The 25953-nt window shown below is 69.3% G+C and carries 25 protein-coding genes; 14 read left to right on the forward strand and 11 right to left on the reverse strand.

What is annotated here, in order from left to right:
• Window positions 1-172 precede the first annotated feature (172 nt).
• Both ACRWNM_RS34170 and ACRWNM_RS34175 read right to left on the reverse strand, forming a co-directional pair.
• A complete protein-coding gene (locus ACRWNM_RS34170; RefSeq protein ID WP_431972299.1) occupies window positions 173-778 on the reverse strand; it encodes a 2'-5' RNA ligase family protein in 606 nt (201 codons plus the stop codon).
• Window positions 771-2078 (reverse strand): hypothetical protein, encoded by a 1308-nt coding sequence (locus ACRWNM_RS34175; RefSeq protein ID WP_431972300.1) that lies wholly within the window; start codon window positions 2076-2078, stop codon window positions 771-773. The genes ACRWNM_RS34170 and ACRWNM_RS34175 overlap by 8 nt, the downstream gene beginning before the upstream one ends.
• A gap of 509 nt (window positions 2079-2587) precedes the next feature.
• Between ACRWNM_RS34175 and ACRWNM_RS34180 the strand changes: the two genes are divergently transcribed.
• Entirely contained in the window at window positions 2588-2800 is a 213-nt protein-coding gene (locus ACRWNM_RS34180; protein ID WP_431972301.1) for a hypothetical protein, read from the forward strand.
• Between the two features lie 92 nt (window positions 2801-2892).
• Here the strand turns inward: ACRWNM_RS34180 and ACRWNM_RS34185 are convergent, their stop codons facing one another.
• Together ACRWNM_RS34185 and ACRWNM_RS34190 are read right to left on the reverse strand one after the other, a co-directional pair.
• Entirely contained in the window at window positions 2893-3960 is a 1068-nt protein-coding gene (locus ACRWNM_RS34185; RefSeq protein ID WP_431972302.1) for an NAD(P)H-dependent amine dehydrogenase family protein, read from the reverse strand.
• Window position 3961: 1 nt separating this feature from the next.
• Window positions 3962-4753: an SDR family oxidoreductase gene (locus ACRWNM_RS34190; protein WP_431972303.1), complete on the reverse strand. Its 792-nt coding sequence runs from the start codon at window positions 4751-4753 to the stop codon at window positions 3962-3964.
• A gap of 93 nt (window positions 4754-4846) precedes the next feature.
• Between ACRWNM_RS34190 and ACRWNM_RS34195 the strand changes: the two genes are divergently transcribed.
• Window positions 4847-5740, forward strand: a complete 894-nt coding sequence (locus ACRWNM_RS34195) for a helix-turn-helix domain-containing protein (protein ID WP_431972304.1) — start codon at window positions 4847-4849, stop codon at window positions 5738-5740.
• A gap of 137 nt (window positions 5741-5877) precedes the next feature.
• Here the strand turns inward: ACRWNM_RS34195 and ACRWNM_RS34200 are convergent, their stop codons facing one another.
• From ACRWNM_RS34200 to ACRWNM_RS34225, 6 genes are all read right to left on the reverse strand, one after another.
• Complete coding sequence (locus ACRWNM_RS34200) at window positions 5878-6873, reverse strand: TAXI family TRAP transporter solute-binding subunit (protein WP_431972305.1); 996 nt, start codon at window positions 6871-6873, stop codon at window positions 5878-5880.
• Entirely contained in the window at window positions 6870-8906 is a 2037-nt protein-coding gene (locus tag ACRWNM_RS34205) for a TRAP transporter permease (RefSeq protein ID WP_431972306.1), read from the reverse strand. The genes ACRWNM_RS34200 and ACRWNM_RS34205 overlap by 4 nt, the downstream gene beginning before the upstream one ends.
• 75 nt (window positions 8907-8981) lie before the next feature.
• On the reverse strand, window positions 8982-9338 hold the full coding sequence (locus tag ACRWNM_RS34210) for a VOC family protein (protein ID WP_431972307.1): 357 nt from the start codon (window positions 9336-9338) through the stop codon (window positions 8982-8984).
• Complete coding sequence (locus ACRWNM_RS34215; protein ID WP_431972308.1) at window positions 9335-10285, reverse strand: alpha/beta hydrolase; 951 nt, start codon at window positions 10283-10285, stop codon at window positions 9335-9337. The genes ACRWNM_RS34210 and ACRWNM_RS34215 overlap by 4 nt, the downstream gene beginning before the upstream one ends.
• A gap of 10 nt (window positions 10286-10295) precedes the next feature.
• Window positions 10296-11072 carry a glucose 1-dehydrogenase gene (locus ACRWNM_RS34220; protein ID WP_431972309.1) on the reverse strand — a complete coding sequence of 259 codons (777 nt, stop codon included), beginning with the start codon at window positions 11070-11072 and terminating at the stop codon, window positions 10296-10298.
• 1 nt (window position 11073) lies between these two features.
• Window positions 11074-12243, reverse strand: coding sequence for an LLM class flavin-dependent oxidoreductase (locus ACRWNM_RS34225; protein ID WP_431972310.1), 1170 nt, complete (start codon window positions 12241-12243; stop codon window positions 11074-11076).
• 151 nt (window positions 12244-12394) lie between these two features.
• Between ACRWNM_RS34225 and ACRWNM_RS34230 the strand changes: the two genes are divergently transcribed.
• The 5 genes from ACRWNM_RS34230 to ACRWNM_RS34250 all read left to right on the forward strand — a co-directional run bounded on the left by ACRWNM_RS34230 (window position 12395) and on the right by ACRWNM_RS34250 (window position 16891).
• Complete coding sequence (locus ACRWNM_RS34230) at window positions 12395-13144, forward strand: glucose 1-dehydrogenase (protein ID WP_431972311.1); 750 nt, start codon at window positions 12395-12397, stop codon at window positions 13142-13144.
• A gap of 17 nt (window positions 13145-13161) precedes the next feature.
• Window positions 13162-14850, forward strand: coding sequence for a 3-oxosteroid 1-dehydrogenase (gene kstD, locus ACRWNM_RS34235; protein WP_431972312.1), 1689 nt, complete (start codon window positions 13162-13164; stop codon window positions 14848-14850).
• 11 nt (window positions 14851-14861) lie between these two features.
• The gene (locus tag ACRWNM_RS34240; protein WP_431972313.1) at window positions 14862-15593 is read left to right on the forward strand and encodes a glucose 1-dehydrogenase; all 732 of its coding nucleotides are present in this window, start codon (window positions 14862-14864) and stop codon (window positions 15591-15593) included.
• Window positions 15594-15609: 16 nt separating this feature from the next.
• Window positions 15610-16428: an SDR family NAD(P)-dependent oxidoreductase gene (locus ACRWNM_RS34245; RefSeq protein ID WP_431972314.1), complete on the forward strand. Its 819-nt coding sequence runs from the start codon at window positions 15610-15612 to the stop codon at window positions 16426-16428.
• Window positions 16429-16519: 91 nt separating this feature from the next.
• On the forward strand, window positions 16520-16891 hold the full coding sequence (locus ACRWNM_RS34250; RefSeq protein ID WP_431972315.1) for a hypothetical protein: 372 nt from the start codon (window positions 16520-16522) through the stop codon (window positions 16889-16891).
• A 37-nt stretch (window positions 16892-16928) separates the two neighbouring features.
• Here ACRWNM_RS34250 and ACRWNM_RS34255 read toward each other — a convergent pair whose 3' ends face one another.
• Window positions 16929-17639, reverse strand: a complete 711-nt coding sequence (locus ACRWNM_RS34255; RefSeq protein ID WP_431972316.1) for an alpha/beta fold hydrolase — start codon at window positions 17637-17639, stop codon at window positions 16929-16931.
• Here ACRWNM_RS34255 and ACRWNM_RS34260 point away from each other — a divergent pair.
• The 7 genes from ACRWNM_RS34260 (at window position 17604) to ACRWNM_RS34290 (ending at window position 25902) form a co-directional block, all read left to right on the forward strand.
• The gene (locus ACRWNM_RS34260; protein ID WP_431972365.1) at window positions 17604-17816 is read left to right on the forward strand and encodes a winged helix-turn-helix transcriptional regulator; all 213 of its coding nucleotides are present in this window, start codon (window positions 17604-17606) and stop codon (window positions 17814-17816) included. The genes ACRWNM_RS34255 and ACRWNM_RS34260 overlap by 36 nt on opposite strands.
• A 73-nt stretch (window positions 17817-17889) precedes the next feature.
• Window positions 17890-18798, forward strand: a complete 909-nt coding sequence (locus tag ACRWNM_RS34265) for an ATP-binding cassette domain-containing protein (RefSeq protein ID WP_431972317.1) — start codon at window positions 17890-17892, stop codon at window positions 18796-18798.
• 28 nt (window positions 18799-18826) lie between these two features.
• On the forward strand, window positions 18827-21094 hold the full coding sequence (locus ACRWNM_RS34270; RefSeq protein ID WP_431972318.1) for a pyruvate, phosphate dikinase: 2268 nt from the start codon (window positions 18827-18829) through the stop codon (window positions 21092-21094).
• 4 nt (window positions 21095-21098) lie between these two features.
• Window positions 21099-21863 carry a tyrosine-protein phosphatase gene (locus ACRWNM_RS34275; RefSeq protein WP_431972319.1) on the forward strand — a complete coding sequence of 255 codons (765 nt, stop codon included), beginning with the start codon at window positions 21099-21101 and terminating at the stop codon, window positions 21861-21863.
• Between the two features lie 77 nt (window positions 21864-21940).
• Window positions 21941-22822, forward strand: coding sequence for a glycosyl hydrolase family 32 (locus tag ACRWNM_RS34280; RefSeq protein WP_431972320.1), 882 nt, complete (start codon window positions 21941-21943; stop codon window positions 22820-22822).
• 137 nt (window positions 22823-22959) lie between these two features.
• Window positions 22960-24390 carry an L-fucose/L-arabinose isomerase family protein gene (locus ACRWNM_RS34285; RefSeq protein WP_431972321.1) on the forward strand — a complete coding sequence of 477 codons (1431 nt, stop codon included), beginning with the start codon at window positions 22960-22962 and terminating at the stop codon, window positions 24388-24390.
• A gap of 30 nt (window positions 24391-24420) precedes the next feature.
• Window positions 24421-25902, forward strand: coding sequence for an FGGY-family carbohydrate kinase (locus tag ACRWNM_RS34290; protein WP_431972322.1), 1482 nt, complete (start codon window positions 24421-24423; stop codon window positions 25900-25902).
• Window positions 25903-25953 lie beyond the last annotated feature (51 nt).

Here is a 25953-nt window from a genome sequence, read left to right on the forward strand (position 1 = left end):
AGCACCACAACGCGACATCAAAGCAGACCCTCACCACTCACAAAGCAGATCAGCCACAACAACTTTGAGGACGCACCCTAGCCGGCTACGGCGCTGTCCGGAGCAGCCACACCGCGATCAATAGGGCGCACGCCCATGCCGTCATGCGGCGTCGAGGACTTCCATCACCTCGTCAACCCGCCAACGGAATTCGGGCTATCGCTTTCCACCAGTACCCGTGTTGGCGGCGTTCGAGCAGGACCATGACAACCTCCGCTACCTTTACGTCAACCCTGCGGATCATGGTGCTTGCTCTTTCAGACGTCGCAGCAGCCATTGCCGAAAGATCTTCGCTGGCTGGGTAAGCCACCGTTACATGTGGATCAGATGCCGAGTCTTTTATTGGCGCCTCGGGGAAGACAGATAAGGTTGCCGAACGTAGCGCGTCGCGAAGGCCTCGCACCCGCTCGGCTGGCGACACCTTGAATCCGATTGCACCACGTAGGTTACTGAGCTGCTCAATCGTCATCATAAAGGGTGATTGATCCTGGCCGACGCGGCGAGCAGCGGTGACTATCAAATCAAGCTGCTTCGGTGCATGCACTCCGCTGTATGAGATTCGGTCCAGCGTTAGATGCAGACCCTCCCTGGAGACGGGATAGAAGTACGTAGTTCCTATCGCTTGTTGGCACTCTTCGGTCAGCGAGTGGAGGTCCGAGGCATGCTCGAAAGTGATGAACCAGTAGTAGCCCAGGGTTCCTGCGCGACGATCGCGCCGTTCATCGTCCGCACTATTCATTGGGTCCACCAAGGCTATTCATACTCGCCAACGCCTCGCGTACAGCACGCAATTGTGCCGATTCTCCCCACCTGGCCGCGGCATCTTTCACGAACTCGGAGCCTCGGCGGCGGACTTGCAGCATCGGCTTACCCGGCGACACGTGGAGGGCGTCGAGCATGATCCCCGCCGCGGAATCCAAGTCAGCGTCTTTCGCTAGAACTTGCGACCGAGCCAAGTCGATCATGACGAGCGAACGACCCCACGGCGAGTTCGTGTCATTCATCTCGGGCAAAGCAAGCTCCACATACTGTTCGACCTTGTCCGGCATCGCCAAAGAGAGATACGAGGTGGCTGCGTTGCCGGCCACTTGTGCCGAGCTGTAACTCTCGAGCGAGATGCTGGAGGGAACCCCCTCCGGCGCACCGCTGTTCGTCAAGTGTTCGTAGGCCTGATCGACCGCGCGATGCACACCCTCTATATCGCCGAGCTTTCCCATTGCCCGCGCGACGCCATTGATCGCGAGGCGGGCACGCTGTGGCCCGGATCCAGCATGAGTCAGGCCGTCTTGCGCGTAGTGCAGCGCCCTATCGTACTGTCCCGCGTAGTACTCGCAGAAACTTTGCAGGCCGCGTGCCCATGCTAAGAGAGTGTTGTCCTGCGCATGCTCGCCGAGCTGGAAGGACTCCAGGCAATAGGCGCGGGCGAGCGAGAAATTCCCGCACCCCACAGCGACATAGCCGAGCAGCCCTGAGGTTTCGCATGCGATCTCGAACAGTCGACCCCGCTGTCCCGGATGACCGCACTCGTCGATGAGTTGATCGAGCCAGACCCGCTGCTTCTCGAGTGCCGGAACAAGCTCGGAGGGATCAACCGTTTCGTACTGGGCGATGCTCTCGCACGTGATGCTTTGCAACTGCCGAATGATCTCGGGATTGATCGACCGGCTCAGCTTGTGGACACGAGCGAGTATGGTGATCAACTCTTCACTGATTCCCTGATATGAGGGCGACGACTCACTCGCTTCCTTGTCCCTGGTGCGCGGCATGCTGATCATGTCGTCATCTGCAGGCGTCGCGCTTCCATCCGTTGGCCGACGGGCTGGACGCTGGTGCCGGATACGCCAGGCAGCCTCCCCTTCAGCGACGATCTGTTCGAACCGTATCCGGTCTTCGGGTGTCGCTTTGAAGTCGAGCGTGGTGTCCAGGATGGCCTGCGTGTTCGAACGCGGTTTTACAGAGCTGAGGCCAGTCCGCCAGTTGTTTACGGTTGTCGTCTCCAGTCCTAGCGAAGCAGCGAAATCCCGAACCGATCGCCTCATAGCTTCTTGCAGAGCTACGGCTTCGAAGCCAGTCCATGCCCGCCCTCTGACCATTGCCTTACCTTACGATTTGCGTCCTGACCTGGAGAAATGCGTACGTTAGGCCAACAGTATCCGACCATCACGCGGTTCCGCGTACCAACCACCAACGGGCACTTTTGAACGGTGCCCGGTACCAAGCCGACGCCGCACCCCGTCGGTCGGCGCACCCGCCCCGGTGAGCCGGAGCAGGTGGCGAAAGCCCTTGGTACCGGGCGCCTTGACCGATCCATTTGTCCGCAGGGAAGGTACTCCCCAATGCCCGACGCGACGCCCGCTATCCATCAACTCGCCACCATGACCCCGCCTGAAACCCACCAGGCGCCCAGGCAGCCCTTTACGATCGACCAGGCCCATGCGGTGATGCAATTCCACGTTGCTTGTCGAGCCAAGAAATGCCAGCGCAAAGCCGCTGCACTCCGTACTCTGATCGCAGATGGCCGAGTTGTGCCTTCCGCCAGTAGGCCACGGTGATCAGCATTGAGACTCCTCGCCCATCCCGGCGTATTCGGCACATCCACATCGAATTCGGCACCCTGACGTTGGACTACCAGGCTGGCGCCGAACAGGCGCAGAACGTGGCAGATCAACTAGCACAGGGCTTTCCGGAGCTGATGGTCACCATCGATGACGACGTGCGTGCCGATCTACCTCCGTTACCGTGTGCCGCTCTATGGGATTGAGCCTCCGAGCCTTCCACTTCATTGCCCAACGCCACCAGGTCCTCGCGGCTGATTCGCGAGCACTTTGCGCGGTCGCCCTGGAACGCTGCCGATCAAGACCTCGTCGCGGGCGCCGTGATCAACGGTAGGTTCAGTGCGGTCAATATCCCCGGCGGGGCCGAAACCACCGCGGGCACCGCGTTCACGATCCGCATGGCCGTCGCCAGCAGCGTCGCGTAGTTGTGGTCGCCGCGCGGGCTCGAGGTCACCAGATCCATGGCGTAACAAGGTTCGCCGGTGATTTCCACCCGGTAGGAGCCTTCGGGGTGGGCGGGCTGGGGCCAGTCCGGGCACAGGTCGGGGCGCAGCCGGGTGACGTGTTCCAGCACCGTGACGATGCGCTCGCCGATCATGCCGCGGACCTCGAAACGTAGTGCGGCGGCGGTGCCTTCGGCGATGTGACCGGTGGCGATGTCGAACGATTCGGGTGCGGGGACGCGCTCGTAGGTCTCGGTGACCGCGTCCAGCGTCACGCCGATGCCCGCGGCGAGCTGGCGCACCACGCTCCCCCACGCCAGCGAGAGCACGCCGGGCTGCAACAGCATCGGCGTCTCGTCCAGCGGTTTGCCGAAGCCCATGATGTCGACCATGACCGCGCGGTTGTCGTAGCTGGCGTAGTCGACGATCTCCATGCACCGCAGCTGATCGATGCGCAGGCAGGTGCCTGCGAGCGCGAGCGGCAGTAGATCGTTGGCGAAACCGGGATCGATGCCGTTCACCCAGAGCGACGAATTACCTTGCGCCGCAGCTTCTTGCACCGGCTTCAGCAACTCGTCCGGCAGCACACCGAACGGGTACTGGAAGAACACCGGCGCGCACGCGACCACGTTGACGCCCGCCGCGAGCAGCATCCGCAGGTCCTCGATCGCCTCGGGCAGCCGGTTGTCGGTCATCGAGCAGTAGACGACGCAATCGGGCCGGTCGGCCAGGACGGCGTCGACGTCGTTGGTGGCGGCGACGCCGACGGCACGGTCCAGACCGGCGAGGATTCCCGCGTCCGTCCCGGCCTTCGCGCCGGATACCCACACACCGGTCAGTTCCAGGTCGGGGTTGGCGATGATGCCCGCCAACGCGTGGCGGCCGACATTGCCTGTGCCCCATTGCACTACGCGATAGGTCATGTCACAGATCCGGGATCGGGAGGTCGAGGTTGGGGGTGATCAGGCCGCCGTCGGGCTCGAGCACCTTGCCGGTGAGGTACTTGCCCGCCGGGGACACCAGGTAGAGCGCAGCGGCGGCGATGTCCTCCGGTTCGCCGATGCGGTGCAGCGGCGTCTTGGTCTCCAGCTGGGTGCGCATGGCGTCGTTCGCCGCGACCACTTCGAGCGCCGAGGTGCGGATCGAGCCCGGTGCGATGGCGTTGACGCGGATGCGCGGGTTCAGGTCCAGCGCGGCAAGCCGGGTGTAGTGCGCGAGAGCGGCTTTCGCGGTGCCGTAGGCGGCGAAGGCACGGCCGGGCAACCGGCCCATGGTCGAGGTGATGTTGAGAATCGAACCGCCGCCCGCGGTTTCCAGGATATGTGGCACCGCGGCGCGCACCAGGGCGTGCGCGTTGCCGACGTTGAACGCGAACGCCTCGGCCATCGCCTCGGGCGTGGTGTCCAGCAGCGGGCACGGCAGCGCGCCGCCGACATTGTTGACCACGATGTCGAGCCTGCCGAACCGGTCCACCGCCGTGGCGGCCAGGCCCGCGGCCGCGTCGGCGTCGCTCAGGTCGGCGGGCACCACGTGGGCTCGCCTGCCCACGGCCGCGATCTGTTCGGCGACCTCGTCGAGCTGGCTCTTGGTCCTGGCCGCGACGAGCACGTCCGCACCGGCCTCGGCGAACGCGAGGGCGATGGCCCTGCCCAGCCCGCGTCCGGCGCCGGTGACGACGGCGACCTGCCCGTCGATGCGAAACCGATCGAGAATCATGCGCGCTCCGATCCGATGTCGAATATTCGACACTGATTGTCCTATATTCGTCATCGTAAGTTCGACGACCGGACCGGCACAAGGGGAAGACCGATGCAGCACACCGAGCCCGACGAAGTCGCGCCCCGATCGCCCTCGCCACCGACCCGTCGCGTGGTCGAGATCGTGTCGCTGCTGGCGAGCGCGACGGAGCCGCTGCCCGTCGCCGCCATCGCCGAACGCCTCGGCATCGCCAGGGCCACGGCGACCGCGGTGCTCGCCGAACTCGACGCCGCGGACTGGGCGGTGCGCGTGCCCGACCGCGGCTATCGCATCGGGCCCGCGCTCGTCGCGCTGACCACGGCCCGCCTGCCGCGCGGGATCGGCGAGGTTCTCACCGAGCTGACCGCGAAGACGGGCTGTGGTGCGACGCTGAGCCGCATCGAACCCGATCACCTCACCGTGCTCGACGTCCGGCACGGACTGGACCGCACGGTGCCGGGAATCCCTGTCGGCCACCGGATTCCGCTCCAGTTCCCGGCGGGCGCGGCGGTCATGCCGTGGCGTTCGGCGGCCGAGCAGAACACCTGGCTGGCCACCACGGCCGAACCGGACCGGCGCACCGCGAGCGCCTTGCTCACGCTGGTGCGCGAGCGCGGCGTCGCGCTGTTCCGGCCGCGCGCCGACGACGCGGGCCTGGTCGACCTGCTCGCCGATCTGCTCACGGCCGTGGGAAGCGAACTGCTGCAACCGAATCTGCGCGCGCGGGCGCTGCGCCAGCTGGCCGCGCTCACCGCGCGCCCGTTCACCAGGAGCGAGCTGGACTCCGACGCCGACCTACCGCTGAGCTATCTCGCCGCGCCGGTGTTCGACGCGAACGGATCGGCGGCGTTCGAAGTGCAGCTCGGTCCGCTGCGGACCGGCACGACCAAACCACAGCGCGACGACTACATCGCCGCGACACTGGCCGCCGCACGAGCGCTGACGGCGGCCATCGCGGCGCGGTGAACGATCACGCCCGGTGAACGATCAGGCGCGGCGAGGACTCAGCAGCGGTGACCGACAGGCGCTGTGAGCGCTCAGCGGCAGTAACCGATCAGCGGAGCGAGGATCAGCGACAGTGAACGATCAGACGCGGCGAGCGCTCAGTTGGTCAGCGCGTGCTCGGCGCCGCGGTGCAGCGGCACCGGCGTGGTCTCGCGCGCGGTATCCCTGCTGATGCCTTTGGCGGCCGAGTTCGCCTGTTCCAGTTGCGGTTTGCGATCGAAGAGGGTCTTGGTGAGCACGCACGCCAGGTCGGCGTCGAGGTCGTCGCGGACCAACAGGACGTTCGGGACGACGATGGTCGCCGCGTCGGCGGGCAAGCCGTAGGTGGCGGCGGGAATGGTGCCCGGTTCGTACACCGGGTTCACGGTGCGCAGGCGTGGGGCGAGGTCGGCGATGTCGAGGAAGCGGACCTTGTCGCGCGCCGAGGTGAACAGGTCGGTGATGCCGGGGGTGGGCAGGCCGCCGGAGAAGAACATGGCGTCGATCGAGCCGTCTTTCATGCCGTCGACGGTCTTGGTGAGATCGAGCCGCTGCGCGGAGATGTCGCGGTCGGGGTCGATGCCCGCGGCGGTCAGCACCCGCTGCGCGATGACCTCGGTGCCGGACTTCGGCGATCCGGTGGAGACGCGTTTGCCGCGCAGGTCCGCGACCGAATCGATGCCGGCCCCGGTACGCACGATCACCTGCGTGTAGTTCGGGTAGAGCCGCGAAAGCGCCTGCACCGGTTGCTTTTTGCCGTCGAAGCTGCCCGTGCCGAGCACGGCGTCGGCGGCGGTGTCGGCGAGCGAGAAAGCCACCTGGTAGGTGCCCGCCACCAGCTGCTGGATGTTCTGCACCGACGCGCCGGTCTCCGCCGCGGTGGCCTTCACCGTGCCGCCGGTGGCCTGCGCGACCTGCTCGGCGTAGGCGTTGCCGAGCGCGAAGTAGACGCCGGTGGCGTTTCCGGTCGCGATGCCGACGCGCGAATCCCGCGTCACCTCGCAGGTCACCGTGCCGCCCGCGTCGGTGCGCGGCGCGTCCTGGCGGCCACCGCAGCCCGCCAGCAGTCCGGCCGTCACGGTGGCGACGGCGACAATCGTTGCGACTCTTCTCACTTCGTCCTCCTTCGGGAGAGCATGGTGTACCCGGCGGCGGCCGCGAGCGCGGCGAGCCCGGCGATCAGCGCGGCGGGTTCCAGGTACAGCAGCGCCAGTCCGCCCGCCCCGGCGAGCACGCGCGCGGGCGCCGGGGCCGGGCCGATCCCCAGCAGCCAGCCGCCGCTCGCGGCGGCCAGGGCGGCGACGCCTGCACAGGCCACGACGCTCGTCCACAGCACGTCCAGCGCGGGGCCGGTGCCGAGCAGGTGTTCACCGGATTCGGTGAGCACGAACACGATCGGCACCAAGAACGCGGGCAGCGCGTACTTCAGCGCCTGCCACATGGTCGGCACCGTGCGGCCGCCGGTGACGGCCGACGCGCCGACCGCGGCCAGTGCGGTCGGCGGGGTGACCTCGGAGAGCACCGAGTAGTAGAAGACGAACATGGCCGCCGCGGGCGCGGGCACCTCCAGCGCGAGCAGCGCGGGCCCGATGATCGCCCAGCCGATGATGAACGAGGCGGTGACCGGCACCGCCAGACCGAGCAGCGCGAGGGCGATCGCGGCGAAGGCCACGGTGCACGCGAGCACGACGGTCTGGTTGTCCGACAGCGCCGAGGCGAATCGCACCAGCAGCGCGGCCAATTGGGCGCCGAGCCCGGTCTTGGTGGTCATCGCGGTGATCACGCCCGCGGCGGTGCACACCGCGACCACCGGAAGCGCGGAGCGGACGCCGTTGCCGAGCGCGTGGAAGACCGCTCGCGGCGAACGGGCCAGGCGGCGGGTGCGCGCGTCGAGGAACGACAGGGAGAAGGCCAGCGCGGTGGCGTAGACGACGGCCCGCGTCGCGCTGACGTCGAGGAGCAGCAGCACCACGATCACGATCAGCGACAGGAAGTGATAGCCGAAGCGGGCCAGCAACTTCCAGGCCGACGCGCCGCCGATCTCGACCGGACGCGTGCCGAGCCGCCTGGCGTCGATCTCCACCGCGAGCAGGATGCCCAGGTAGTAGAGCACGGTCGGGATCAGCGCCCACCCGAGCACGGTCACATAGGAGACCTCGAGATACTCGGCGACGATGAAGGCCGCCGCGCCGAGGGTGGGCGGCGACAGGATCGCGCCGACGCCCGCGGCGGCCAGCATGCCGCCCGCCTGCTCCGGCGGATACCCCGCGCGCCGCAGAATCGGCCAGGTCACCGCGCCCACGCTCACCGCCGTGGCGGTGCCGGAGCCGGACACCGTGCCGAGCAGGAAGCCGGAGGCCACCGCCGTGCGCCCGGCCGCGCCGCGCGAGCGGCGGAACGCCGCGACCGACAGATCGACGAAGAACTGCGCGGCGCCGGAGAATTCGAGCACTGCGCCGTACAGGGTGAAGAGCACGATGTAGGTGGCCGCGACGTCGAGCGGGGTGCCATAGAAGCCGCTGCCCGAGTTGTACAGCGCGTCGACGATCTGCGCGAAGTCCAGTCCCGCGTGCGCGATGGTCCACTGCTGCGGCAGCAGTCCGCCGTAGTAGCCGTAGGCGAGGAACGTCATGCAGACCACGGGTAGCACCCACCCGGTGGTCCGGCGACAGGCCTCAAGCACCAGCACCAGCAGCACCGCGCCCATGGCGACGTCCACGGGATCGAGCAAGCCCTGCCGATCCAGGAACGCGTCGTATCCGCCACCGCCGGAACCGATGTCGAACGGCAGCACCGGATACAGGCAGACCGCCAGCGCCAGCGCCGCCAGCGCCCAGTCCAGCGCGCCCGGCCCGGAGGACCGGTCGAGCAGCCGCAGGCCCGAGCGATAGGCCAGGAACACCAGCGGCAGCGTGCCCGCGAGGAACACCACCAGGTAGTACTGGCTCCCCTGCGGCAGCGGCCGAAACACCTGCCACACCGCGAGGATCGCGATCGCGAAGGCCGCGACCGCGACCACCCGCTCGGGCCACCCGCTCAGTTCGCGGGCGGGACGCTCGGCGTCGTCCACCTCGAGCGTGTCGAGTGACGGCCGCTGCCGATCATCAGGCAGCTCCTCGTCGAGCTGCGGGTCCCGCGTGTCGGACATCGTGCGACGATATCAACGCGTCCCGTCCGATTCGCCCGATTTCACGACGGAGATTCGCTCGCGGCGCGCTCACCCCTAAATCTTTGCAGAATCATAAGGTTCGTACAGCACGACCGACCACGGCTTGCCCGGCGTCGCTTCGAGCGCGGCGCGGCGCTCGTGCGGTCCGGTGACCGGGTCCGCGAGCGCGACGCCCGCGCCGCGCAGCGCGGTGACGGTGGCGTCGAGGTCGGCGACCTTGACCGACAGCGCGGCCGCGTCCCCTTCCCGGTCGGACCCGGCCACCATGATTCGCGACGGCCCGACGTCGAACTGCGCCCATCGATCGCCGTCGACGAAGGTGGGCGCGACGCCGAGCAGCGCGGTGAGCAGCGCGACGGTGGCGGGCAGATCGTCGGTGGGCAGGATCGTCCCGATCCGTTCGATGCTCATTCGTCGCTCCCGAAGGCTCGTCGGACGGCCGAAAACGCCGCGGCGGCAGCCGCTTCGGCGTCCGGCAGGTGATCGGCCATGCTCACGAAACCGTGAAACTCCCCGTCGTAGCGAACCGTCTCGGTGGGGACACCCGCCGCCTGTAACCGGGCGGCGTAGGCCTCCCCCTCGTCGCGCAGCGGATCGAACTCCGCCGTGACGACGTGGGCGGGCGGTAGTCCGGACAGGTCGGCGGCGCGCGGCGGCGCGGCGTAGGGGTGATCCCGGTCGCCGCCATCGCCGAGGTACTGCTCCCAGTACCACCGCAGGTGCGCGGCCGTGGTGAAGTACCCGTCCGCGTTGTCCCGGTACGAGACGGTGTCGCAGGCCGGATCCAGCATCGGGTAGATCAGCAGCTGATGCGCCAGCGCGGGCCCGCCGCGGTCGCGGGACATCAGCGTCGCCACGGCGGCCAGATTGCCGCCGGAACTGTCGCCCGCCACGGAGATTCGGGCGGGATCGCCGCCGAGCTCGTCCGCGTGGCCGGCGACCCAGCGCACCACCGCGTAGGCGTCCTCGGCGGCCGCGGGGAACCGATGCTCGGGCGCCTGGCGGTAGTCGACCGACACCACGATCGCACCGACGCCGTTGGTCATCGTCCGGCAGAACCGGTCATGGCTGTCCAGGCTACAAATCGTGAATCCGCCGCCGTGGCAGAAGACCACCACGGGCAGGCCGGGCCCGGCGTCGACGGGCCAGTAGATCCGCACCCGCACCTCGGGCGCCCCGTCCGGCCCCGGCACCGTCCGCTCCTCGACCCGGCCGACCGGGAGCGGCTCGACCGCCGCCGCGGGCCGCGCCGCCAGCAGGCGACGGGCCTCGGCAGCATCGAAGACCTCGGTGCCGAGCTTCGGGAAGCCGGCCGAGGCCAGCTCCACGATGGCGCGGGCTTCGGGTTTCAACGGCACGATCCGCTCCTTACTCCATGCCCGGCAGCTGCGCGCCGGGTGGAATGAACTGTCCGGCGGACAGGCCGCCATCGATCGCGAGTTCCGCGCCGGTGACGAAGGCCGAGGCATCCGAGGCCAGGAAGGCGACCAGATCGGCGACCTCGCCGGGCAGGCCGACGCGCCCGAGCGGAAGCGCCGGGAAGCTCCCCGGACCGGTGTTCAATCCGAGGTGACCGATCATCGGCGTGTGGATCGGACCCGGATGCACCGAGTTCACCCGGATGCCCGCGGGGCCGAGCTCGAGCGCCGCGGTCTTCGTCAGTCCGCGCAGACCCCACTTCGAGGCGCCGTACGCGGCGTGCCCCATCAGGCCCTGCAAACCGGCCTGCGAGGAGATGTTCACGATGGACCCGCCGCCCGCGGCGGCCAGCGGACCGGCCACGGCCTTGATGCCGAAGAAGGAGCCGACCAGGTTGACCCGCAGAATCCGTTCCAGCTCTTCGGCGCTGGTGTCGGTCAGCGCCTTGGTGGTGTAGATCGCGGCGTTGTTCACCAGCACGTCGAGGCGGCCGAAATCGCGTTCGGCGGTCTGCACCGCCGCCGCCCACTCGGCTTCGCTGCTCACGTCGTGCGCCACGAAACGCGCCGCGTCGCCGAGGGATTCGGCTACGGCCTTGCCTTCGTCGGCCAGCACGTCGGTGATCACCACGCGGGCGCCGAGCTCGACGAACAGCCGAGCCTCGGCCTCGCCCTGCCCGCGCGCCGCGCCCGTGATGATCGCGACTTTCCCGTCGAGGGAGGTCATCTCACTCCTCGTTCTTCCGGCTGTAGTGTCCGTTCCGGCTCGCTGCGCTCGCTCGGAAGTGCGGAATCACCGTCTCGCCCCAGTGCCGGATGGTCTCCAGGCAGGCTTCCTGCGGCACGGTGCCCATCTGGATCAGGCACAGGATCTCGTCGGCGCCCGCCGCCTTCAACCGTTCGACGTAGGCGATGGCGTCCTCCGGCGAGCCGTAGGCGTGCTCGGCGTTGAACACCGAGGTCGCGCCGGTCTTCACCGGGATCTTGGCCTCGTGCAGGTAGGCGACGTGGTCGTCGGCGGCCTGCTTGATGGCGGCCAGCTCGTCGGCGTTGGGGTCGACGGCCTCGTCCGGCACCGGGCCCGCGCCGTACCAGTGCTTGATCGACTGCGCGAAGAACCGCTGGCCGCGCGCGCCGATCTGCTGCGCCCTCTCGCGATCCTCCAGCACGATCGTCGGGCACAGCGCCGCGAAGTGATCGTTGACGACGGTGGAAACGAACTTCTCGCCGGTCCGTTCGGCGATGGCCTGGTCGTAGGTGCGGCGCAGTTCGGCGATCTCCTCGACGCCCGCGAAACCGAGGACCAGTGCGCCGATTCCGTAGTCGGCGGCCAGCTTCAGGGTGTCCTTCTTGGTGCACGCCATGAACAGCGGCGGGTGCGGCAGCTGGACCGGGCGCGGCAGCATCGGGTGCGGGTCGATGTCGAGCAACTCACCGTGCCACTCGAATTCGCCCTCGGGGTCCTGCCAGGCCTTGCCGATGATGCGCAGCGACTCCTCGACCTCCTGGTAGGTGCGGTCGGGGTCGACGCCGCACATGGAGGTTTCCTGCGGGGTCGCGCCGCGGCCCGCGCCCAGGTTCACCCGGCCGTTGGAGAGCACATCGAGCATGGCGGCGCGTTCGGCGGCGCGCACCGGGTGGTTGAAGTTGAACGGCATGCAGACCACGCCGTGCCCGATCCTGATGCGTTCGGTGCGCGCGGCCACCCAGGTGAGAAAGATCTCCGGGGCGCTCATGTGCGCGTACCACTTCAACCCGTGATGCTCCACGGCCCAGACGGTGTCGAAGCCCATCTCCTCGGCGAGCACGGCCTGCTCCACGCAGTCGCGCAGCACCTGCCGTTCGTGCTCGGCCGACGGGTCGGTCATCTGCGCCTCGAAGATCATCGAGAACTTCATGCATTGCCTCCACTTCTCAATATGCCTAGTAGAAATATTTCCGATGCTGCCGTGGAGGTCAGGTGCATGTCTCGCTGGCTGAGACTGCGCACCCCCGCGCCGATGCCGGAGACCTAGCTTCGAAGCGAGGCAGCAGAAAGGAAGGACCGCAGTGGGTCGACTCGAAGGCAAGGTCGCGCTGATCACCGGTGGCGCGCGCGGGATGGGCGCCGAACACGTGCGCCGCTTCGTCGCCGAAGGCGCACGGGTGGTGTTCGGCGATGTGCTCGACGAGCAGGGCGAGCAGCTGGCGGCCGAGCTCGGCGCGGCCGCGCACTACGTGCACCACGACGTGACCAGCGAAGCCGGCTGGACCGCGGCGGTGACCGCCGCGACCGAGACGTTCGGCAAGCTCGACGTGCTGGTGAACAACGCGGGCATCTTGCGCTTCCAGAGCATCGCGGACATGAGCCTCGCCGATTTCAGCACCATCCTGAACGTCAACGTGACCGGCACCTGGCTGGGCATCAAGACCGCGGCCCCCGCGCTCACCGCGGCGGGCGGCGGCTCCATCGTCAACATCTCCTCGGTCGAGGGTTTCATCGGCGCGGCGGGGCTCTCCGCCTACAGCGCGAGCAAATTCGCGCTGCGCGGCGTCACCAAATCGGCCTCCCGCGAGCTGGGCAAGGCGGGCATCAGGGTGAATTCCGTGCACCCCGGCGGCATCGCCACGCCGATGACCGCCAACGCCTCCTCCGGCGTGGACGGCGACAAGTTCTTCGCCGGACTGCCGATCCCGCGCTGGGGCAGGCCGGAGGAGGTCACCGAGGCGGTGGTCTTCCTGGCCTCCGACGCCGCAGGCTACTGCACCGGCACCGAGGTCGTCGTCGACGGCGGCATGCTCACCGGCGCAGGCTACTGAACGAGAAAGGCAGACCGATGTCTCAGCAGAAGACCACCGAGGCCGCCTACGACGTGGTGGTCGTCGGTTCCGGCGCGGCGGGCATGACCGCCGCGCTCACCGCCGCCTACCGCGGCCTTTCGGTGGTGCTGATCGAGAAGAGCCGCAGCTTCGGCGGTTCCACGGCGCGCTCCGGCGGCGGGGTGTGGATCCCGAACAACCCCGTGCTGGTGCGCGAGGGCGTGCCGGACAGCCCCGATCTGGCCCGCGTCTATCTGAAATCCGTGGTGGGCGACCGGGTTCCGCAGGCCAAGCAGGACGCCTTCCTGGACAACGGCCCTCGGATGATGACGTACCTGAGCGGCCGCACCCCGCATCTGGAATTCGTCTACGACCGCGGCTACTCCGACTACCACCCGGAACTGCCCGGCGGCCTGGCCCAGGGGCGCAGCATCGAGCCCGCCATCGTCGACGGCCGCCTGCTCGGCGACGACCTGGCACTGATCAACCAGCCGACGATGTCCGGCCCCAAGGGAATCGCCTTCACCGTCAGCGACTTCCACGATCTCAACATGATCGCGCGCACCTGGAAGGGCAAGCGCACGGCCATGAAGGTCGGCGCCAAGGCGGTCGCGAACAAGCTGCGCGGGCGCCTGCCGCTCAGCCTCGGCAAGGCGCTCGTCGCCCGGCTGTGGCTGGCGCTGCGCGACGCGGGGGTGCCGGTGTGGCTGAACACGCCGCTCACCGAGTTGCTCACCGAGGACGGCGCGGTGGTCGGCGTGCGCGCCGAGCGCGACGGCGCGCCGATCGTGCTGCGGGCCCGGCGCGGCGTGGTGCTCGCCGCGGGCGGCTTCGAGCACAACCTGGAGATGCGCAAGCAGTTCTTCGCCGAGCCGGTGAGCACGGACTGGACCGTCGGCGCCACCGAGAACGTCGGCGACGGCATCCGCGCAGGCGAAGAGGTCGGCGCCGCGCTCGATCTCATGGACGACGCGTGGTGGGGCCCTTCGGTGCGCAACCCCGACGGCCCGCCGTTCTTCTGCCTGGCCGAACGCTCGCAGCCCGGCGCCATCATGGTCAACGACGCGGGCGAGCGGTTCACCAACGAATCGGCCAGCTACGTCGACGTGGTGCACACCATGTACGAGCGGAACGCGTCCGGAATCGGCCACGTGCCAGCGCATTTCATCATGGATCAGCGCTTCCGCGACCGGTACCTGTTCCTCGGCACCTTCCCGAAGCAACCCATTCCGCAGAAGTACTTCGACGCGGGCATCATCAAGAAGGCCGACACGCTCGCCGAACTCGCGGCGCAGATCGGCGTTCCGGCCGACGCCCTCACCGCCACCGTCCAGCGGTTCAACGGCTTCGTGGCGGCCGGGCGCGACGAGGACTTCCACCGCGGCGAATCCGCCTACGACCGCTACTACGGCGACCCCACTGTCACGCCGAACCCGTGTCTGGCGCCGATCGACAAGGGGCCCTTCTACGCCGTGGAGATGGTGCCGGGCGATCTCGGCACCAAGGGCGGCCTGGTCACCGACGAGCACTCCCGGGTGCTGCGCGCCGACGGTGCGCCGATCGCGGGACTGTATGCGGCGGGCAACAATTCGGCCGCTGTCATGGGCAACAGCTACGCGGGCGCGGGCGCCACCATCGGCCCGGCCATGGTGTTCGGCTACATCGCGGCCAACCACCTGGCCGATCTCGACCAGGCCCAGGCGTGAAAGGACACGACATGGACAGAGTCAGCGGTAAGACGGTCATCGTGACCGGCGGGGCGCGGGGCATGGGCGCGGCGTTCGCGCGCAAGCTCGCGAGCCAGGGCGCGTCGGTGGTGATCACCGACGTGCTCGCCGAGGAGGGCAAGGCGGTCGCCGCCGAACTGGGCGAGCGGGGGCTGTTCCTGCCGCTGGACGTGACCGACGAAAGCGCTTGGCAGTCGGTGGTCGCCGAGGCCGAGCGGGCCTTCGGACCCGTCTGGGGCCTGGTCAACAACGCGGGCATCGTGCACGTCGACCCGATCGAGAAGCTCGCCGAAGCGGACTACCGCAAGGTGATCGACGTCAACCAGGTGGGCGTGTTCCTCGGCATGAAAGCCGTTGTGCCATCGATGCGCCGGGCGGGCGGCGGCTCCATCGTGAACATCTCCTCCATCGGCGGCATCATCGCCTTCTCCAACATCCTCGGCTACGTCGCGTCCAAATGGGCGGTGCGCGGCATGAGCAAGGCGGCGGCGCAGGAGTTCGGGGCGGACGGAATCCGGGTCAACTCGGTGCATCCCGGCGTCGTCGCCACCGAGATGACCGCCGCGTCGGATCGCTCGAACTCGATGGTGCACGATCAGCCGCTGCCCCGCGCCGCCACGCCCGACGAGCTGGCCAACGTAGTGCTGTTCCTGATCTCCGACGAGTCGGCGTACTGCACCGGCGCGGAATTCGTCGCCGACGGCGGCTTCACGACCAAATGACACGAGGACAACTGCTGTGAAGAACTTCCAGGACAAGGTCGCCGTCATCACCGGCGCCGGTGCGGGGATCGGGCGGGCGCTCGCGCTCGAATTGGCGCGCAACGGTGCGCGTCTCGCGCTGTCCGGGCGCGACCTGGCCAATGTCAGCGAGACCGCCGCGCTGTGCGAGCGGGAGGGGGCGAAGGCGCGCGCCTACAAGCTCGACGTCACCGACCGCGCCGCGTTCTACGCGCACGCGGAGGAAGTGCAGGCCGAATTCGGTCCGGCCAACCTGCTGGTCAACAACGCGGGCGTCTCGCTGACGGCCACCGTCGAGGAACTCAGCTGGGAGGACTTCGAATGGATCGTGAACATCAACTTCTGGGGCGTCATGCACGGCACCAAGGCGTTCCTGCCGCAGGTGATCGCCTCCGGTGACGGCCACATCGCCAATGTCTCCAGTATGTTCGGCCTGGCCGCCTGCCCGAGCCAAGGCGCCTACAACGCAACGAAATTCGGTATCCGCGGCTTCACCGACGCGCTGCGCCAGGAGATGAAGATCGCCGGGCACCCGGTCGGGGTGAGCAGTGTGCACCCGGGCATGGTGAAGACCGAGATCGCGTGGAAGGCCCGCGCGGGCGGCGACCGTGACCGCGATGCCCTGGCCGCCAACTTCGATCGGCTCGCCAAGACCACCCCCGAGTCCGCGGCGAAGATCATCCTGCGCGGCATCCAGAAGGACAAGGCCAAGATCCTCGTCGGCGCAGACGCCCGCGTCATCGATCTGCTCCCCCGCCTCTTCGGGTCCGGCTATCAGCGAATCATCACGGCTCAGATGAAGAACGAGGTCAACTGAGCAAACAGGGCGTTACGGGCGCGGCAACCGGTGGCAAGCTGGAATTGTGCGTGCTCAAGATGTCCGAATCGGGGAACTCTACGTAATCGAAGTGCCCCATCGGTTGCCCGCGCGCGCCGCCAGGGTGCGCGCCGGTGAGTGGGAACTGTGGCGGCTGCGCGGTTGTCGCTTCCGCGCGGTCGTCACCGCGCTCGACACCACCGTGCGGCCCGCCGTCGTCGAAGCGCTCCGGGTGACGCGCCACAGCGTCACCCGGGTCGACCTGTCCGCCGACCAAGCCGCCGCCCTCGGTCTCCCCGACGGCCGATTCCACTTGCTGGGCATGATCTTCGACGACGACGGCCACCCCATCGAACTGCCCGACCTCGAGCCGATCCACGCCTGTGTCCGCTGGCTCTACCCTCTCGCCGAACAACGCCCGCCCGGCACACACCGTGACATCGACTTCCACCCCGCGCTGTGAAGCACATCGAAAACGTTGTGCCCGTGGATCATTCATATCAGCAGCGGCCCACACCGGATGATTTCGCGCTGGACAGGAACTCGGCCACGGGCGGGAGCACGTCGCGGGAGCGGTCCCAGCAGCCTTGGTGGTCGGCGTCGGCGACGGAGAAGAAGCGCGCCTCGTCGGTGCGCTCGGCGAATTCTCGCATCGGCTCGTGCCAGGGATCGGCCGTACCGGCGTACATGAGTACCGGTATCCCGGCTGTGGCAACGCCGATATGCAGGCCGGGTTCACGAGAGAACATCGCGTAATTGGCGCGGAACGCATCTCGCACGCCGGACGCGATCAATGCGGCCTGGTACGGATCGGCAGCGGCGGCCTGCTCCATTACCGGGTAGGCATCGGTGTCCGGCGGCAGACCCAATTCGGCGAGGGTGGGCTCGACCGCGGACCGGAATCCGCCGACGGGATCGAAACCGCCCGCCACCAGGCACGTCAACCGCTCCGGTGCGTGGGAGGCGACCGCGTACCCGGTCATGGCGCCGAGCGAGTATCCCCAGAACGCGGCACGGTCGACACCCACGTCATCGAGAACGGCCGTCACCGACTCCACTCGGCGTTCCAGTCGATAGTCCTCGGCACGCGTGGGCGCGTCACTGTCGCCCAGACCCAGCGGATCGACCGATATCACCGTGAAATCGGAGACGAGAGCTCTGGTGTACCCGCTGATCTGGAACGCAACGGACTTGTCACCCGCACCGTCCATCCGGACTCACCACCCCGCGTCGAATACGCCACCACGCAACTGGTCGAAGACATCCGAGAACCGCTCGAAGCGCTGACCGACTGGGCCAGGATCGCAGCCCCCGCTATCAGCGCGGCACGCAGCAGCTTCGACAACCGAGAAAGAAACAGCTCCAACCCATTACAGGACACGACTTAGGCCGGATCGCCTGCGGCGCGAGGGGCTGGACTTCGGCGGTGCGGACGCGGAATCGGTCGGCGAGCTCGGCGGCATGGATCCGGTGACCACGGTGTGCCGGGTCTGCCACGGCAGGCGGTATCGCCCCGAAGTGCTCGGCTACACGGTGCGCGGGGCGTCGATCGCCGACGTGCTCGACATGACCGCGTCGGAGGCCCTGGGGTTCTGGCGCGGGCGCGACCGCATCCTGACGCCGTTGCGAGCCCTGTGCGACGTCGGCCTCGGGTACCTCACCCTCGGCCGCTCGCTCAGCTCGCTGTCCGGCGGCGAACGCCAGCGCCTGAAGCTCGCCGATCACCTGCACCGCCGCGGCGGGGTGTACGTGCTGGACGAACCGACGACCGGGCTGCACATGGCCGACGTGGACACGCTGATGGCGCTGCTGGACCGCTTGGTGGACGGCGGCAACACGGTGATCGTCATCGAGCACGACCTCGAGGTGGTCGAACGGGCCGACTGGGTCATCGACCTGGGGCCCGAGGCGGCAAGCACGGTGCCGAGATCGTTTTCGCGGGGACGCCGGGCGACCTCGTCGCCGATCGGCGGTCGATCACCGCGGATTACTTGCGCCGCCATCTCGCCACCGCGGCCTGACGACCTCCAACCGAAACCTCACGCACCCGCCGAGGGCGCCCGACACTCGGCAGAGGCGGGTCCGTCGAGCAGAACCGGGACACCGCGCAGACTGCCGGATTCCTGGTGGAGCGGCTCGAACGCACGGACTACATGGAGCGCGCGCCCCGAGCCGGCGGACGACGCGCGGCGGGTTCGGCTCACCGAGAGTGGCGCTCGTCCTGCTGAACGGGACGACGGGTACGCACCTCCGACGCGCACGGGCAGGCTGAAAGGCGCGTCGATGCTGTGCCATTCGCCCGGCACGCCGGTGTGCCGTTCATCAGGCACGCCGGTCGTCGGCCCGCGTCCCCGCCGACCGCGGTGGTGAGTCGAGAACGTGAACCCGAAGGAGTGACATGACGATCGGAGTGGAGCCCGTGGAGCGACCCGAACGCGCCGCCCTGGAGAGCACCGCACCGTCCGTTGCCGAACTCGACGGCACCTGCGCGCTGGGCCGTGACCGCATCGGCGGCAAGGCATGGAGCGTCGACCACATGCGGGCGCTCGGCCTGCCGGTGCCGCCCGCGTTCGCCGTCACCACCGAGGGCTGGGCCGACTTCCGCGCGCGGGGTGCGCTGAGCGAGGAGATCTGGCTCCAGGTGCGGGCAGGCGTCGCGGCGCTGGAGCGCGGCACCGGGCGACGCTTCGGCGACGCCCAGCGCCCGCTGCTGGTGTCGGTGCGTTCCGGCGCCGCGGTGAGCATGCCCGGCATGATGGACACCGTCCTCAACCTCGGCATCAACGACGAGGTGGAGCGGGCGCTCGCCGCCGAGACGCGCAACCCGGGGTATGCCGCGGACACCCACCGCCGATTCCGCTCGCAGTACCGCGAGATCGTGCTCGGCGACCCGCAGGGCGCGGTCCCGAGCGACCCGTGGGAGCAGCTGCGCGGCGCGGTCGCCGCGGTCTTCCGGTCCTGGGATTCCGCGCGGGCCAAGACCTATCGCCGCAGCCGCGGCGTCTCCGACGACCTCGGCACCGCGGTGACGGTGCAGGCCATGGTGTTCGGCAATCTCGACGCGCTCTCCGGCACCGGCGTGCTGTTCAGCCGCAACCCGAACACCGGCGAGCGCGTCGTGTTCGGCGAATGGCTGGTCGGCGGTCAGGGTGAGGACGTGGTCTCCGGCCGCACCACCCCGCGCCCGCTCGACGAGCTCGCGGTCACCATGCCCGACGTGCACGAGCAGCTGCTCGCCGCCGCCGACCTGCTGGAACGCGACGGCCGCGACATTCAGGACATCGAATTCACCGTGGAATCCGGCAGGCTCTGGCTGCTGCAATCGCGGCCCGCGAAGCGCTCGGCCCGCGCCGCGGTGCGCGCCGCGGTCGCCATGGCGAGCGAAGGGCTCATCGATCCGGCGACGGCGCTGCGCCGCGTCGACGCCGAGCAGGTGCGCACGGTGCTGCGACCGGCCTCCGGCGCGGAGACCGATCGGCCGCCGCTGGCCCGCGGCGAGTCGGCCTGCCCCGGCCTGGCCTCCGGCGTCGTCGTCACCGATCCCGACGAGGCCGAAACCCGCGCCGCGGCAGGCGAAGACGTTGTTCTCGCACGGCCGACCACCAGCCCCGACGATCTGCACGGCATGATCGCGGCGCGGGCCATCGTCACCGAACTCGGCGGCGCCACTTCGCATGCCGCGCTGGTGAGCCGGGAACTGGGCAGGCCGTGCGTGGTCGGCTGCGGCCCTGGCGTGGTGGCGGCGCTCGCCGGACGCGTGGTCACCGTGGACGGTGGCGCGGGCGCGGTGTGGCTGGGCGAGATCACCGGAAAGGCCGTGGAGCAGAGCGTGATCGAGGACGTGGCGCAGCTCGCCCGCTGGGCCGCGGTGGCTCCTGACGAACTGGTCGGCCTGCTCGCCGAACGGTCCGCCGACGCCGAAAACCCCTCTTCGGCAACGCATTCGACCGAGAATGGACGAATGACAGCAGGGACCTCGCCTGCGTCCGATCACGCTCTGCCGCACACCACCCCGCGCGACGGCCGGACGCAGCAGCACGCCACCCCCGTTCACCTCCCCGCCTCCGACCTCGACCTGCTCCGCCTGATCGGCATCAAGGGCCGGGTCAACCCCGACGCCGTGGCCGACAGCCTCGCGGACGCTGCGGCCGAGACCGCCTGTGCGGATCTCGTCGTCCGCGGACTGTGCGCGGCCACCCCGGTCGGCGTGCGGCTCACACCCGAGGGCCGCGGCGAGCTCGCCCGCCTGCTCACCGCGGAGCGCGAAACGGTGGATGCCACCGTGATCGCGGCGGCCTACGACGAATTCTGCGTGTACAACGCCGAACTCAAGGAGATCATCACCGCCTGGCAGATGAAGGACGCCGCGACCGTCAACGACCACGCCGACATCGCCTACGACACCGCGGTGCTGGACCGGCTGCGCGCCGCGCACGGCCAGGTCGCGCCGCTGGTGCGCCGGATCGGCGAGATCGCGCCGCGGTTGTCGCGCTACGCGGGCCGCCTCGAACGCGCGGTGGAGCGCATCGACGGCGGCGATCACACCTGGGTGGCGCGTCCGATCATGGACAGCTACCACACCGTGTGGTTCGAGCTGCACGAAGATCTCATCGGCCTGTGCGGGCTCAATCGCGCCGACGAGGCCGCGGCGGGCCGGGCCCACTGACGCCATGCACACCGACAGTTCCCCGCGGCGATGGGTCGAGTTCGCCGAGATCGACAACGTTCGCGACCTCGGCGGGCTGCCCGTGCCCGGTGGCGGCGTCACCCGCTTCGGCGCGGTGTACCGCGCCAGCACCCCGCAGCACCTGACCGAGGACGATCTGGTCCTGCTGACCGGCCGGGTGGGTCTGCGCACCCTGATCGACCTGCGCAACCCCGACGAGGTCGAGCGGGAAGGCTACGGCCTGCTCACCGGCGCCGACGTCCGGCTGGTCAACCTGCCCGTGCGCAAGGCGGCGGCGACCACCGTCACCCCCGCCGATCTCGTACCCGACGCCAAGCACTACGACCTGGTGTCGCTCTACCGCGAACTCCTCGACGGCAGCGTCGCATCCGTGCTCGCCGCCGTGCGGCTGATCACCGACACCGATCGGCATTCGGTGGTCTTCCACTGCGCCGCGGGCAAGGACCGCACCGGCGTCCTGGCCGCGGTGCTGCTGGACGCCGTCGGCGTGCCCGCGGAGGTGATCGCGGCGGACTACGCCCTGTCCGGCGAGCGGATGGCGCGGGTCCGCGCCCGCCTCGACGCGCTGCCGTCGTATCACGGGCTGCCCCCGGTGCGCACCGGGATCCTGGCGGTGCAACCCGATGTGATGATCGCGTTCCTCGAACGGCTCCGGGCCGACCACGGCGGCGCGGAGGGTTGGCTGCGCGCGCACGGCCTCGGTGACCGTGAGCTGGCGGATCTGCGCCGGGTGCTCGTCGAGAACTGACCGCTCGCTGGTTCCGCGCGGTCCGCGGCTCGGGCCAACCCGGCCCGCCGCGGCCCGCGCGGCGGGATCATGGTCATATGGCGACGCGCGAAGTGGTGCGAGCGGGCCGGTTCACCAGGATCTACGACCCCAGCGCGGGCGAGGCACACCCGTGGTACATCAACGACCACACGATCGTCCAGGACCGGGACGGCGGCTGGCACCTGTTCGGTATCACCCACCGCGAACCCGCCGATCCGTTCCACGAGATCGAGTTCGCGCACGCCACCGCGCCGGACCTGCACGGTCCATGGACCAAACGGGAGCCCGCGCTCCGGGTCGATCCCGGCTACCACGGCGAAACCCACCTCTGGGCGCCATACGTGATCCGTTCCGGCGCAACGTATTTCATGTACTACGCCGCGGGCGGCGCCGACCGGACCAGGGCGGCGATCAATCTGGCCACCTCCACCGACCTGGCCCACTGGGAGCGCGCGCCGGGCGGGCCGCTGTTCCGCGACGGCTACGACGCCCGCGATCCGATGGTGCTGCGCATCGGCGAGAAGTGGGCGATGTACTACTGCGCGACCGGCACGCCCGCGGGCGGTCATCACGTCGTCGCCTACCGGCTCGGCACCGACCTGTGGCACTGGGGCGAGCGGCACATCGCCTACGCCGATCCGACGATCGGCACCGAGGCGGGCAACACGGAGTCGCCGTTCGTGGTGCGGCACGAAGACCGCTGGTACCTGTTCGTCGGTCCGCGGCCCGGCTACGTCGGCACCGATGTCTTCCGCAGCGACAACCCTTTTCGCTTCCGCATCGGTGACAAGATCGGCCACGTGGCCGCGCACGCCGCCGAGGTCGTCCGCGACGCGGGTCGCTGGTGGGTCACCAGCGCCGGATGGGGGCAGGGCGGTGTGCATCTCGCGCCGCTGACGTTCCCGCCGCCGCCCGCGGGCGTCGCCGTGCCGCGCTGACCGAGACGCGCCGCGCAGGCTCCCCGCTCGGTGACGATCCCGGCTCCGATTCGCCGAAAGAGGCCGATTCGGCTGGGTGGCCTGGTATCTGTTGAACGAGTCGACTATCCGCCCACCCACCGCGGGGAGGTAACGGCATGGCCCGTATCGGCGTGATCAGTGTTTCCGACGGCCGCGACTATGTGCACACCGGCATCACGGACTTCATCCGGACCACCGAGGACCGCCTCGTCGACGCCCTGACGGCGGCGGGGCACGAGGTGGTGCGCGGCACGGAGATCATCAGCGACAACGCGCTGGCCGGATCGGTGGCGCGCGAGGTGTCCGCGGCGGGCGTCGATCTCACCGTGCTGCACTACGCGGTCTGGGCGTTCCCGCACTTCAGCATGCTCGCCGCGGGCGCGATTCCCGGACCGCTGCTGTTGCTGTCGAACATCGATCCGGTGCAGCCCGGCATGGTGGGGATGCTCGCCGCGGGCGGCGCGCTGGACCAGATCGGCCGCGCGCACACCCGGCTGTGGGGCGATCCGGCGGATGCCGCGCTGATCGAGGCGATCGGGGTGCGGGCCACCGCGGCCGCGGCCGTCTCGGCGTTGCGCGGCAGCACTTTCGGACGCATCGGTGGGCGGCCGATGGGCATGAACACCGCCGTCGCGAACACCGATCAGTGGCAGCAATTGTTCGGCATCGACGTCGAGGAGATCGACCAGTGGGAGATCGTGCGGCGGGCCGAGAGCGCCGACGCCGGTGAGGCGAAGGCCGCGCGGGCGTGGCTGGAGCGCCACGCCACGGTGCACTACGACGGCGCCAAACTCACCCCGGAGCTGCTCGAGCGCCAGATCCGCTCCTATCTGGCGATGCGCGAGCTGATCGCGCAGTGGCGGCTGGACTTCTCCGGCATCAAGGGCCAGCCGGAACTCACCCAGTATTTCGCGACCATGGACGTCACCGAGGCGTTCCTCAACGACCCCTACGACTGGAACGGGCCCAAGGACACCCACGTCTGCGCCACCGAGGCCGACATGGATGGCGCGCTCACCATGCAGCTGCTCAAACACCTCGCGGGCACCCCGGTGCTGTTCGCCGACGTCCGGCACTACCACGCCGACCGCGACATCTGGGATCTGTGCAATTCGGGCCAGCACGCGACCTGGTTCGCCGCCCGCAGCGCCGATCCGGCGGAGAACCTCGCCAGGGTGCACCTGTACCCGGAGGTGTTCTTCTTCCCCGCGGGCGGCGCCTCGGTGCACCATCTCGCCGCGCCGGGCACGATGACCCTGGCGCGGCTGACCCGCAAGGACCGCGACTACCGGATGCAGCTGATGCTCGGCGATTTCGAGACCTACGACGAGCAGACCAACGCATCGCTGATGAAACAGTCCACCAGAGAGTGGCCGCACGCGTTCGCCCGGCTCGACGCGCGCGCCGAGGATTTCCTGTCCCGCTTCGGCGCCAATCACATTCACGCCGTCCCCGGCGACCACCGCGCCGCGGTGCGCGCGACCTGCGACCTGCTCGGCATCACGCTCGACGAGTTCTCCCGCGTCCCGTCCGGCGATCCGCGATGACGCGCGGTCGCGCGGAACGGCGGTGAGCCGATGTTCCTCGGCGTCGATATCGGCACCTCGGCTTCCAAGGGTGTGCTGGTGCGCGCGGACGGCACAGTCGTCGCGAGATCCGAACGCGCCCACGCCGTCTCGACTCCACGCCCGGGGTGGGTGGAGCACGACGCGGAGACGGTGTGGTGGTCGGAATTCGCCGCCATCACCGCGGATCTGGTGGCGGCGGCCGACGGCGAAGGGATCGACGGGCTCGCGGTCTCCGGCATCGGGCCGTGCCTGCTGCCCGCCGACGGCGCCGGCAATCCACTGCGCCCGGCCATCCTCTACGGCGTCGACACCCGCGCCACCCTCGAAATCGCGGAACTGAACGCGGAATTCGGCGCGGACAGCGTGCTGGAGCGCGCGGGCTCGCCGCTGACGAGTCAAGCGGTGGGGCCCAAACTGCGCTGGCTGGCCCGGCACGAACCGCAGGTCGCCGCCCGCACCGACCTGCTGCTGATGGCGAGTTCCTTTCTGGTGCACCGGCTCACGGGCCGGTACGTGCTCGACCACCAATCCGCCAGTCAGTGCGTGCCGCTCTACGATCTGCGCAAGCGGGCGTGGGCAGCGGACTGGGCCGAGGCGGTGGCGCCGTGGCTGACGCTGCCCGAGCTCGCCTGGCCCACCGAGATCGTCGGGCGGGTGAGCGCGACCGCGGCGGCGGCGACGGGACTTCCCGCGGGCCTACCGGTGACCACCGGAACCATCGACGCCTGGGCCGAAGCCGAGAGCGTCGGGGTGCGCGCGCCGGGCGACGCCATGATCATGTACGGCACCACCCTGTTCCTGGTGCAGGTGCTGACCGAGCCCGTCCCGCATCCCGGCCTCTGGGGCACCTGCGGAACCTGGCCCGGCACTTACACTCTCGCCGCGGGAATGGCCACCTCCGGCGCGGTGACCGAATGGCTGCGCGATCTGGTCGGCGGCGACTACACCGAGCTGGTGACCGAGGCCGCCGCGGTGCCCGCGGGCAGCCGGGGCCTGCTCGCGCTGCCCTACTTCGCGGGCGAGCGCACGCCGCTGTTCGATCCCGACGCCCGGGGCGTGATCGCGGGACTGACACTGCGCCACGGCCGCGCCGAGCTGTACCGAGCGGCGCTGGAATCGATCGCCTACGGCGTCCGGCACAACCTGGAGGCGATGACCGAGGCGGGCGGGCAGGCCAGGCGGCTGGTCGCCGTCGGCGGCGGCACCAAGGGCGGACTGTGGACGCGGATCGTCTCCGAGGTCACCGGACTGCCCCAGCAGCTACCCGCCGACACGATCGGGGCCTGCCTCGGCGACGCCATGCTCGCCGCCACCGCGGCCGGTCTGGACACCTCGGCGTGGAATCCGGTGGCCGACACCGTCGTCCCCGATCCGGCCCGCACCGCCGCTTACGAGCCGTACTACCGGCGCTATCGCGAGCTCTACACCGCCACCGCCCAGATCGCGCATTTCCTGGCCGCCGAACAACACAGGGCACACCCGCCTTCCTGATCCCGGAGCGTCGTGCCAGGATGCTTGAGGCAACACCGGCAGGGAGGACCC

The sequence above is a fragment of the Nocardia sp. bgisy134 genome (assembly GCF_965341865.1).
In the GTDB taxonomy this organism is placed as follows: Bacteria; Actinomycetota; Actinomycetes; order Mycobacteriales; family Mycobacteriaceae; genus Nocardia.